Source organism: Bradyrhizobium oligotrophicum, from assembly GCF_051168495.1.
GTDB lineage: Bacteria > Pseudomonadota > Alphaproteobacteria > Rhizobiales > Xanthobacteraceae > Bradyrhizobium > Bradyrhizobium oligotrophicum_A.
This window is the reverse complement of the sequence record NZ_JBNPVB010000047.1, coordinates 1-9,451: the sequence shown is the minus strand read 5'-3', so window position 1 is coordinate 9,451 and position 9,451 is coordinate 1. Positions and strand designations below refer to the sequence as shown.

12 protein-coding genes and 2 pseudogenes are annotated in these 9,451 nt (G+C 60.8%); 9 read left to right on the top strand and 5 right to left on the bottom strand.

What is annotated here, in order from left to right:
* Positions 1 to 300 precede the first annotated feature (300 nt).
* Together ACQR1B_RS36015 and ACQR1B_RS36010 are read right to left on the bottom strand one after the other, a co-directional pair.
* Entirely contained in the window at positions 301 to 531 is a 231-nt protein-coding gene (locus tag ACQR1B_RS36015; RefSeq protein ID WP_434875094.1) for a hypothetical protein, read from the bottom strand.
* Positions 528 to 1,226: an exonuclease domain-containing protein gene (locus tag ACQR1B_RS36010; RefSeq protein WP_434875152.1), complete on the bottom strand. Its 699-nt coding sequence runs from the start codon at positions 1,224 to 1,226 to the stop codon at positions 528 to 530. The genes ACQR1B_RS36015 and ACQR1B_RS36010 overlap by 4 nt, the downstream gene beginning before the upstream one ends.
* A 199-nt stretch (positions 1,227 to 1,425) precedes the next feature.
* Between ACQR1B_RS36010 and ACQR1B_RS36005 the strand changes: the two genes are divergently transcribed.
* The 3 genes and pseudogenes from ACQR1B_RS36005 (at position 1,426) to ACQR1B_RS35995 (ending at position 3,291) form a co-directional block, all read left to right on the top strand.
* Complete coding sequence (locus tag ACQR1B_RS36005; protein WP_434871601.1) at positions 1,426 to 2,355, top strand: Ku protein; 930 nt, start codon at positions 1,426 to 1,428, stop codon at positions 2,353 to 2,355.
* 56 nt (positions 2,356 to 2,411) lie between these two features.
* Positions 2,412 to 2,679: pseudogene (locus ACQR1B_RS36000) on the top strand (hypothetical protein).
* A gap of 6 nt (positions 2,680 to 2,685) precedes the next feature.
* On the top strand, positions 2,686 to 3,291 hold the full coding sequence (locus ACQR1B_RS35995) for a cell envelope biogenesis protein TolA (RefSeq protein WP_434837636.1): 606 nt from the start codon (positions 2,686 to 2,688) through the stop codon (positions 3,289 to 3,291).
* 10 nt (positions 3,292 to 3,301) lie between these two features.
* Here the strand turns inward: ACQR1B_RS35995 and ACQR1B_RS35990 are convergent, their stop codons facing one another.
* A complete protein-coding gene (locus tag ACQR1B_RS35990; RefSeq protein ID WP_434837637.1) occupies positions 3,302 to 3,565 on the bottom strand; it encodes a hypothetical protein in 264 nt (87 codons plus the stop codon).
* A gap of 237 nt (positions 3,566 to 3,802) precedes the next feature.
* On the opposite strand from ACQR1B_RS35990, the gene ACQR1B_RS35985 reads away from it, so the two are divergent.
* The 6 genes from ACQR1B_RS35985 (at position 3,803) to ACQR1B_RS35960 (ending at position 8,464) form a co-directional block, all read left to right on the top strand.
* Positions 3,803 to 4,657 carry a DUF3883 domain-containing protein gene (locus ACQR1B_RS35985; RefSeq protein ID WP_434837638.1) on the top strand — a complete coding sequence of 285 codons (855 nt, stop codon included), beginning with the start codon at positions 3,803 to 3,805 and terminating at the stop codon, positions 4,655 to 4,657.
* Between the two features lie 123 nt (positions 4,658 to 4,780).
* Positions 4,781 to 5,062 (top strand): His-Xaa-Ser repeat protein HxsA2, encoded by a 282-nt coding sequence (gene hxsA2 / locus ACQR1B_RS35980; RefSeq protein ID WP_434837639.1) that lies wholly within the window; start codon positions 4,781 to 4,783, stop codon positions 5,060 to 5,062.
* Positions 5,046 to 5,396, top strand: a complete 351-nt coding sequence (locus ACQR1B_RS35975) for a hypothetical protein (protein ID WP_434837640.1) — start codon at positions 5,046 to 5,048, stop codon at positions 5,394 to 5,396. Before hxsA2 ends, ACQR1B_RS35975 begins: the two co-directional genes overlap by 17 nt.
* Before the next feature lie 70 nt (positions 5,397 to 5,466).
* Positions 5,467 to 6,861, top strand: coding sequence for a His-Xaa-Ser system radical SAM maturase HxsB (hxsB, locus tag ACQR1B_RS35970; protein ID WP_434837641.1), 1,395 nt, complete (start codon positions 5,467 to 5,469; stop codon positions 6,859 to 6,861).
* Entirely contained in the window at positions 6,858 to 8,048 is a 1,191-nt protein-coding gene (gene hxsC, locus ACQR1B_RS35965) for a His-Xaa-Ser system radical SAM maturase HxsC (protein ID WP_434837642.1), read from the top strand. The genes hxsB and hxsC overlap by 4 nt, the downstream gene beginning before the upstream one ends.
* A gap of 71 nt (positions 8,049 to 8,119) precedes the next feature.
* Entirely contained in the window at positions 8,120 to 8,464 is a 345-nt protein-coding gene (locus tag ACQR1B_RS35960) for a KTSC domain-containing protein (protein WP_434837643.1), read from the top strand.
* Between the two features lie 20 nt (positions 8,465 to 8,484).
* Here ACQR1B_RS35960 and ACQR1B_RS35955 read toward each other — a convergent pair.
* Together ACQR1B_RS35955 and tnpC are read right to left on the bottom strand one after the other, a co-directional pair.
* A pseudogene (locus ACQR1B_RS35955) lies at positions 8,485 to 8,664 on the bottom strand (SOS response-associated peptidase); the annotation flags it as partial.
* Between the two features lie 64 nt (positions 8,665 to 8,728).
* On the bottom strand, positions 8,729 to 9,451 hold a 723-nt coding region (tnpC, locus tag ACQR1B_RS35950; RefSeq protein ID WP_434837644.1), incomplete at its 5' end, for an IS66 family transposase.

Genomic DNA, 9,451 nt, shown 5'->3' with positions numbered 1-9,451 from the left:
GCAAGCCATTGACATGGCTTGCGTTCAACCGTGCCGTTCGGTCGGAGCGCGTGCTGCGCTTGCAGTTTCTGCGAACTGAATCAAAGCCATCTGTGGCACCAATCGTAGTACAGCGGGCTCAAGCGTAGAGTATCGAAAGTCTCTTGAATCCCTCGCTTGAAAAGACCAAGCGTGATCAGGACCTGCTTGCAGCTCGTATTCTCGTGCGAGTTCCCCGCCCTCTTGGAAGGCTCGTTGTTTTGCCAAGACAGTTCTCTGTTTCTTTGCGCCCATTGGACGGGCCACCGGCCGCCGTTTCTCTCAGCCACGATTCGAAAATCGTTCGAACGCTGTCAGGCGCTGCAGCCGGGGTTCGACGTCGCAGAGATAGACCTCCTCTCTGAGAAAGGCGATCTCGGCTTCGATGGCGGATTGCTGGATGTCGATATACCAGGACTTCGGCCGGCCATCGGTGCCGTTGGCCCACCGGTACCCGCGCTTCTTCAGGGTATCCTTGAGGCCGAAGGGAGACTGCTCCGCCCACACCCTCATGATCGGCTTGCGCGCCGTCTGGAGTAGGGCAGCCAACGCCGGGGCCCCCGTCGTCGGCAGGACGAAATCCAGGACCTCGAGCAGAGCGTGGCAGTCGTCAACGGCGCGATGGGCCTGGTGGAAGAATCCGGTGCCGTGCAGAAGATATCCAGCTGCGCGCCCGCGAAACCGTGTGAGCGCCAGTCGACCTCGGTCGCGCTGCAGCCCCAGGCCTTACGCTCGAAAATCGGCCAGTAGCGCTCGGCGAACCGACGGTCGAAGGCGGCGTTGTGGGCGATGACGATGGCCGCGCCGGCGACGAACGCCGATACCGCGTCCGGATCGATACGCTGTCCGGTGACCATCTCGTCGGTGATGCCGGTGAGCACCGTCACCTCGGCGGAGATGGGGCGGCTGGGTTCGTGGAAGGCGGATAAGACGCTCCTGACGCCGACGATGCGACCTTCCCGAGTGTAGTCGAATGACAGCATGCCGAGTTCAATGATCTCGTCCCGGGAGTGGTCGAGGCCGGTGGTCTCGGTGTCCAGCAGGACGGCCGTCCTGACCTCCTCTCCGATGGCGGCAGGGGAGGGGCTCGGGGGACAAGCCTTCGCAGCACTCGGTAATCGGGCGATTGGGCGAGGGCATCTGCCATGGCCGCCAAGTCGGCAGCCCTCGTCAAAATGGTGTCGGTGGATTCGCGGCGCGGCAGTCATGACGCGCCACCATACCCAAGCAAATGACCACCAGGTATCGGAGAGTCAGGCGATTCACGGCCATTTTCGGCCCACCTGCCGCCGCAAGGGCTGTGCGAAGAGGATCGCCTGATCTGCCGATTTTGATCGGCCGCCATGTCGGAACCCGGCGCTGTCATTCGTCTTGAATCTGGACCGTTGAAACCGGAGTTCCGCGTACATGGCCCCCCGCGCCAATTGGAAAGGCTTCCTGCGCCTGTCGCTCGTCACCTGCCCGGTGGCCCTCTACCCGGCCACGTCCGAGTCCGAGAAGATCAGCTTCAACCAGCTAAACCGGACGACCGGCCACCGGATCAAGTACGTCAAGGTCGATGCGGACACCGGCGAGGAGGTCCCCAACGAAGACATCGTCAAGGGCTATGAGCTCGAGAAGGGCGAGTACATCGAGGTCTCGAAGGAAGAGCTGGAGGAGATCGCCCTGGAGTCCACGCGCACCATCGAGATCGACGAGTTCGTCGACAAGGCCGACATCGATCCGCGCTACCTGATCCGCCCCTACTATCTGCGTCCGGACGGCAAGGTCGGTCATGACGCCTTCGCTGTGATCCGCGAGACGATCCGGGAGATGAACAAGGTCGCGATCGGCCGGATTGTGCTCACGAACCGCGAGCACATCATCGCGCTCGAGCCTATGGACAAGGGCCTGGTCGGCACCCTTCTGCGATACCCTTATGAGGTGCGGTCGGAGCAGGAATATTTCGAAGAGATTCAGGACGTGAAGATCACGAAGGACATGCTGGACCTCGCCCGGCACATCGTGAACCAGAAGGCGGGGACGTTCACGCCAGAGAAGTTCGAGGACCACTATGAAACCGCGCTGGTCGACCTGATCAACCAGAAGCGTGCGGGCAAGACGATCCGCCCGAAGGACCGGCCGAAGGGCGAGAACGTGGTCGATCTGATGGAGGCGCTGCGCCGCTCGGTCGGGCAGCAAGCGCAGCCTTCGGAGGCGGCCAAGCCCGCGAAGAAGCCGAAGAAAGCTGCTGCCGGCCAGAAGGAGATGTTGATGCCGATCGCCGGCAAGAAGGCTGCCGCCAAGGAGACACCGGCGAAAAAGCCAGCCGCCGGCCGTCCGCGGAAATCCGCTTGAAGCATCCCGTGACTCCGGACGGGCGCTACCTCGTGGTCCGCGGGCGCCTTTGGCGAATGGCCGATCCGAGGCTTGGAGAGACCGAGCGCTCCGATCTGACGCGCCAGCTGATGTCGGCCAGGCGCGCCGTTCGAGCGGCCAAGGCGGCGGAGGACCCTAAGGACGAAGCCGCGGCACACCGCGCCGTGGACCAGGCCAAGAGAGCGCTGGGGGAGCGGGGGGCCGGTCTGGTGGACGGACGGCTCGCCCGATTTCAACCGCCACATGGCGAAGAACACGCCTTACGCCACATGGTACGCTGAAGTCTCACGATCGTGCAGGTAACCTCCCGTGCCACGTAAGCTGAAAACCTATCAGACCTCGCTCGGATTTTACGATCTCGCGATCGCGGCGCCGTCCATGAAGGCCGCACTCGAAGCGTGGGGCGCCGGCAGCAATCTTTTCCATCAGGGAGCGGCCAAGGAGACCGACGATCCGGATATCGTCGCCGCGACCTTGGCGAAGCCAGGCGCGGTGCTGAAACGCCCGGCCGGGTCGAGCGGCCGCTTCGCCGAGCATGCCGACCTGCCTGACCTAGACGACGAGTCCGCCAGCGCGAAAAGAAAGCGGCCTCCCGCAGCGAAGAAGAGGACGGCTCCCGCGCTCAGCGTCGAAGCGGCGCGCAAAGCCGCCGCGGAGTTCGAGCGCGAGCAGAAGAAGCGCGAGGCCGAACGGCGCAGGGAAGAGGCGGCGCGGGAGAAGGAGCGGGCCAGACGCGAGAAGCTGGTCGCAAAAGCCCAGGCGGGTCTGGAGCTCGCGCAGCGGCAGCATGAGGACCGTTCGGAAGCTCTCGAAACCGAGCGGCGCGATCTGGAGAAACGGATTGAGGCCGAGGATGCGCGCTGGGCGGTCGAGCGGGAAAAGCTACAGGATGCGCTGCGCCGGGCACGGAGCTAGCTCTGCGGCGCTATTCCGGCGGGCACTCCGGGCAGGTGTCTCCCAGCGAACCGAGGACATCGAGGATCTCTGCGACGGCTTCGTTGGCCGTAATGTCGTCCGGATGATCCTGCCGGGCGATCTCAACCGCGCGATGGCGAGCGTGCGGGTCCGTCCGATCCCTCGCCCAGCCGTGCTCCTCGCATTCGTGGATAGCGCCGGCTTCTTGGAGGACATGGATGGCCCAGCCCCGCAGACTTCGAATTCCAGCTCGTCGTTCGGTCGTCGTCAGCATAGAAATCACTCCACCCGGACGAATCCTTCCGCCCGCCTCATCGTTCCGTGCGGCTAGCGAGCATCAGGGATTCGAATCTGGCGATGCTGACCTGGAGCCAGGCTGACATTTGCGGGCGGGCCTCTATCGAGCAGATCGAATCGCACTGAGGCCGGCTCAGAAACACAGCCGCCAAGCTTGGTGAATTGCGGATCTAAAGGTCCATGGTAGGATTCTAGCGGGCACGGGAAGCGATCGGTGAATACCAAAGGCTCGGCGCAAGGATCCAAGGGGACTGACTGGACAGCCGAGCAGGTTGCCGTCGTGGTCGCAAACTACTTCGCGCTTCTCGAGAAGGAGCGCGCCGGCGTGAAGCTCAACAAGGCCGACTTATACCGCAGACTGGCGCCAGAAGTGGGCCGCTCCGAGAAATCGATCGAATGGAAACTTCGGAACGTATCCGCGGTCCTGGACGAGCTTGGGATCGCCTGGGTCTCTGGGCTGGTGCCCGCGCATAATTACCAGGATTCCCTAGTGGAGGCCGTAGAGATCCAGTTAGGACAACATCCGCAGGTTCTTACTAGCCCGACGTCCGTGATGCCGCGTTTTACGCCTGCGGGAGCGCCTGTCTTGGTCCCACCACCTGCGTTCCTAAATTCAGACCTGCAGGACCGTCATCCGGTGCTGCAGCGCCTGGTCCGGAAATACGACCCGGCGGCGAGGGACGAGCTCAACCGCTCCCTGGGGCGCGCCGGCGAGGAAATGGTGTTCAAGTTCGAATTTGATCGGCTCTGCCGGGCTGGCCGGCGGGATCTCGCCAAGGAAATGGATTGGCCCGCAGATCGCGGCGAAGATCATCGAGGCTATGACGTGCGATCTTTTGAACCGCACGGCGAGGAGCGGCTACTCGAGATTAAAACCACAAACGGGCACGCGCGGACTCGATTCTGGTTGTCGCGTACCCAGTACGAAGTTGCGGCTCAGAACCCGTCGACTTACCGCGTCCGGCGAGTATTTCATTTCCAGAACGGCGTTCAGATGTTTGACGTCAAGCCACCACTCGACGCCAGTCTAGAACTCATCCCGGACAAGTACGCGGCGGTGCCCCGGTAAACTATATCGCGGTGCGGCATACTCCAGCCTAAGTTGCCGGCTGAGCCAATAGAACTATAGACTCTCCGCTGCTGCAGGTTGTAATAGAGCCTTTTCATTGAGTAAATTCATTTGGGGGGCGACATGACTGAGAAATCGAAGTTCGCGCTTTCGCTTGGTGCCGCACTCGCATCACTCACCGGAATGTCGGTTCAGCAGGCTGAATCCAAGGCGGTAGTCGCCGAAAATCAGGTCTCTACGGCGAACGACAGTATCGGCGATAAGCCAAAAGCGAATGCCTTTTACCAAGCGGGTGAAGATCTTCTTGGGTTTGTCATGACTAAGCAGGCCGATGGCACCATCGTCGCCGGGCATAGCTCCCACGCGTCGCATGCTTCACATGCGTCCCATGTCTCCGGACGATAACTCTGCTGGTCTGCAGCGGGCCGAAGTAGCTGTTGAGTTTGATTCAAGCGTTCAAAGCCTCAGTGCCCTAAATGCAGCGGCCTATCGATTGATAGGCACAGCGACCTGCGAAATCGCCCGCAAAGACGCTCGGTACATCTGCCGCTTGGTACCCTCTTCCAAACCGCAAGGAGGAGCCATCCTCAGTCGTGAGGAATTGAGAGAGCGCTTCATGAATATCGTCACAGACGAAAACCTGCGGGCTCGCGTCGCCGAAAAAACCGAGGGTGTTCGGAACGTCATCCTTGCACTTGCCTTCGGAGCGCTGGCGGCAAATCAGAATGATGCCGGGTAAGGTCTAGCCGAAGACGATGTCGAGATTTTCGAATCGTGAGAATTTCAGTGCGGCAAGCGGAGACCTTTCGTTGCTGCCCTTTAATTTCGAGCGCGTTGGAGCAAACCAGTATCTCGTCGCCAATATGGTTGGCGATTTTGTCCGCCTTTCCATCGAAGAAGTAGAGCGGCTCGTCGACCTCCAGATTCGTCCCGGAGACGGCCTTTACGAAAAAGCCTATGCCGCTCACCTCATAACGGGGATGAACCAGAAGGCACAAAGGCAAATCTTGGCGGCCCGCCTTAGAAGCCGGATGTCGTTCCTGCAACAGACGACCCCACTTCACATCTTCGTCGTCACCCTGCGCTGCGAGCACTCTTGCCCATACTGCCAGGTTTCGCGCCAAAGCAGCGACCGTTCGCGTTTCGACATGAGCGAGGAAACCGCATTCCGCGCTCTCGATATTGCGTTCGCCAGTCCTTTGGACCGGATCAAGATTGAGTTTCAGGGCGGAGAGCCGCTGCTGAACTTTTCGCTGATCAAGACGATCGTTACCGCCGCGAAGCGACGGTCCACCAAGGCGCTCGACTTCGTCATAGCTTCGAACCTGGCGCTATTGGACGAACCCATTCTGGAGTTTTGCAGAGAAAACGACGTCCAGATATCGACCTCTCTCGACGGTCCAGCCGATCTTCACAATAGGAACCGACCTCGCCCCGGCGGAGATAGTCATGCGCTGGCTGTTGCCGGAATCCGGCGCGCTCGCGAGATGCTGGGTGCCGATCGCGTAGGTGCCCTCATGACCACGACGGAGGCAAGTCTCGACCGGGTCGATGAGATCATCGATGAGTATCTTGAACTCGGGTTCGACGGCATTTTCCTCCGCCCTCTTTCGCCGTTCGGATTCGCGATCAAGACGAAGCAGTACTCGAAGTATGACGCGCAGAAGTGGCTTGCGTTCTATGAGCGAGGGCTGCGCCGGGTGCTGGAGGTCAACCGCCGGGGCACGGCGTTTCGGGAATTCTACGCGAGTCTGCTTCTCACGCGCATGCTCTCGGACCGTCCCCTGGGATATGTGGATCTGCGGAGTCCCGCTGGAGCCGGACTCGGTGCCCTGGTCTATAACTACGATGGCAGCGTTTTTGCTTCGGATGAGGGCAGGATGCTGGCGGAGACCGGTGACGACGCTTTTCGGCTCGGTCACGTCGATCAAGATAGCTATTATTCGCTAATCCTGTCCGACAAGCTTATCAGCGCGATTTCGTCGTCTCTCACGCAATGTGCTCCCGAATGCTCGACGTGTGTCTATGAGAGCCACTGCGGGGCAGATCCCGTCTATCATCATGCGACGCAAGGGGACGTCCTGGGGATCAAGCCATTATCGGCCTTCTGCGCCCGTCAAAAGGGCATCATGGGACTATTGCTCCACATACTAGAGACCTCCCCGCAAGATGCCGCCATACTGCGCCGGTGGGCCCTCGGATGACCCTTCCCCTGTATGGCACCGCCTTTCGGAGTAACGGTTTCTCACCGGATAAGAGTCGATCGGTCTTCAGGCTAAGATCAATCGATAGCGTCACTGAGCGCGACCCCGCCGATTTTGCGATCGCCAGAACGTCGGATGAAATAACTCGCGCGCTAGAAGCCAAGTGGTCTTCTATCCTGGTGGTTTCGGACGGCCCGGTGGATCTAGATGCCACGTTTGCTGACCGGATCGTCGTGGTGCCGGCGAAATATAGCTATCTCGCAGACGGCGACGTGGTCGGCTTTGACCATGCGTCCCGGAAGTTCCGCACACTCTACCGCCGGAATTCCGCGCACAACTCATTCCTAGTCACCGAGCGATGCAACAATTATTGCCTGATGTGTTCGCAACCGCCGAAGGATTTGGACGACCGGTGGCTCCTGAACGAAATCAAAGAAAGCCTTCCTCTCATCGACCCGACGACTACGGCGATTACCTTCACCGGCGGAGAGACATTGTCGGATTGGGAAGACTTCGTAGCCGTTCTTAAGGAGTGTCGCCGTCTGTTGCCGACGACCGCGATCCAGGTGTTGACCAACGGGCGCGCCTTCTCCGATTCGCGAATCGTCGACGCTTGGAAGGATATCGGCCACCCGAGTTTGATGGCCGCCATTCCGGTGTACGCCTCTGTCGACTATATCCATGATCACGTGGTCCAAGCTAAGGGCGCTTTCGATGAAACGATACTCGGCATCCTGAAGCTGAAAGACCGAGGACAATGCGTTGAAGTTCGCGTCGTCCTACACGCATTGACCGCTCCCATCATTGAAGACACTTGTCGATGGATTGCCCGCAACCTGCCCTTCGTCGACCATGTCGCCTTGATGGGTCTAGAAAACACCGGCTTCGCGATAGCGAACGACGCGATGCTTTGGATAGACCCGGTTGATTACGGCACCGCTCTGGCGAGAGCTGTCGAACACCTCAGCGCCGCAGGCCTGAACGTGTCGGTTTATAACCTGCCAAAGTGCGTCCTTCCAGAATCAGTCTGGCCGTGTGCGATCCAGTCAATCTCCGACTGGAAAAATGGATTCGTCGAGGAATGTGAAAAGTGCGATGAAAAAAAGCGCTGTAGCGGCTTCTTTACGACGGGTCGCCCACGCTTCAGCCGTGGCGTACGCGCGATTACTCGCTGCGAGAAGAACTGACCTCCTCGGTAGTCTGGTACACCGAAGTGGAGGACGAACAAGCACCTGACGTCTACAGTGGGAGGTCCTGCATGTATAGGGTCGCCGTAGTGATCGCAGCTTCTTTGGCCGGCGCCAGTTGGGCGATGGCGGAAGTCATCGACGTCAAATACTATGGCAAGCTAGATCTCGCGCCGTTTTCCTGCACCGAAGTCACACGGAGCAGTCTCGTCAACCGCGCGTGTTACGACAAGTCCCAGCAGTTCATGGTGGTGCAGCTGAGGTCGGTATATTACCCATACTGCGAGATGCCTCCAGCGACCTTCGAGGCATTTTTGGCTGCGCCATCGATGGGTCAATTTTACAACGCGAATATCAAGGGCTCCGGATCGGACGGGCCGTATGATTGTAGGACGCACCGCGTGCCCAAGTACTAGGTGCGCGTGTCGACAAACGCCTAAGCTCCGCCGCCGGAGTCCTCCTTGAGGCCGCGAGCAACGATCCGAAGCGCGCCGTCCGGAAGGGGCCGCTGCAGCGCCTTGGCCTCGTCCCACGGCGCGCGCATCCAAACGTCGTATTCCTCTGCCGTAGTCAGGGTCACCGGCATCGCCTTCGGATGGACGGCGGCGACCTCGGCGTACGCATCCGGTGAAGACCACAGGCGGGACTAGCCCGCGCGGATGGACGATTGATCGGAGCGGTTAGGCAGCGGCAGGGATGGCGGTGTGCTTCCAGCTCCAGGGCAGCAGGTCTGCGATCCTGTTGGCCGGATGATCGGGCAGCCTGGCGAGGACGTCGGCAAGCCATGCCTGCGGGTCGACGTCGTTGAGCTTCGCGGTCTGGATCAGGGCGTAGATGGCGGCGGCACGGCGGCCGCCCTCGTCGGAGCCGGCGAAGGTCCAGTTCTTGCGCCCGACGGCCACGGCGCGCAGCTCGCGTTCGGCCGCGTTGTTGGTCATGCACAGCCGGCCATCGTCGATGAAGCGCGTGAACACCTCCCGGCGCTTGAGGCTGTAGTCGATCGCCTTGGCGGTCTCGCTCTTGCCGGAGAGCTTGGCGCGGCGCTCGTGCAGGAAGGCATGAAGCTCATCGACCAGCGGGCGGCTGCGCGCATGGCGCACGGCTCTGCGTTCGTGGGCCGGCAGACCGTTGATCTCGCGCTCGATCGCAAACAAAGCATCGATCTTCGCGATCGCTTCGATCGCGATCGGCGCCTTCTTCAGCCGTGCGATCTCGAAGAACTTGCGCCGTGCATGCGCCCAGCAGCCGACCTCGATGACCGGACCAGGCTTGCGCGATGTCTCGTAAAGGCGGTTGAAGCCGGCATAGGCATCCGCCTGCATGGGGCCGGCATAGGTCGCAAGATGCGCCTCTGGATGGGTGCCGGAGCGGTCGGGCGAGTAGAAGAACACGGCGGCCGGCGG

What these genes read in the sequence shown, in the direction of transcription:
- ACQR1B_RS36015 (WP_434875094.1), bottom strand. Translation starts at nt 531, where the DNA reads ATGAGGGTGTGGGCGGAGCAGTCTCCCTTCGGCCTCAAGGATACCCTG.
- ACQR1B_RS36010 (WP_434875152.1), bottom strand. Translation starts at nt 1,226, where the DNA reads ATGACTGCCGCGCCGCGAATCCACCGACACCATTTTGACGAGGGCTGC.
- ACQR1B_RS36005 (WP_434871601.1), top strand. Translation starts at nt 1,426, where the DNA reads ATGGCCCCCCGCGCCAATTGGAAAGGCTTCCTGCGCCTGTCGCTCGTC.
- ACQR1B_RS35990 (WP_434837637.1), bottom strand. Translation starts at nt 3,565, where the DNA reads ATGCTGACGACGACCGAACGACGAGCTGGAATTCGAAGTCTGCGGGGC.
- hxsA2 (WP_434837639.1), top strand. Translation starts at nt 4,781, where the DNA reads ATGACTGAGAAATCGAAGTTCGCGCTTTCGCTTGGTGCCGCACTCGCA.
- ACQR1B_RS35975 (WP_434837640.1), top strand. Translation starts at nt 5,046, where the DNA reads ATGTCTCCGGACGATAACTCTGCTGGTCTGCAGCGGGCCGAAGTAGCT.
- hxsC (WP_434837642.1), top strand. Translation starts at nt 6,858, where the DNA reads ATGACCCTTCCCCTGTATGGCACCGCCTTTCGGAGTAACGGTTTCTCA.
- ACQR1B_RS35960 (WP_434837643.1), top strand. Translation starts at nt 8,120, where the DNA reads ATGTATAGGGTCGCCGTAGTGATCGCAGCTTCTTTGGCCGGCGCCAGT.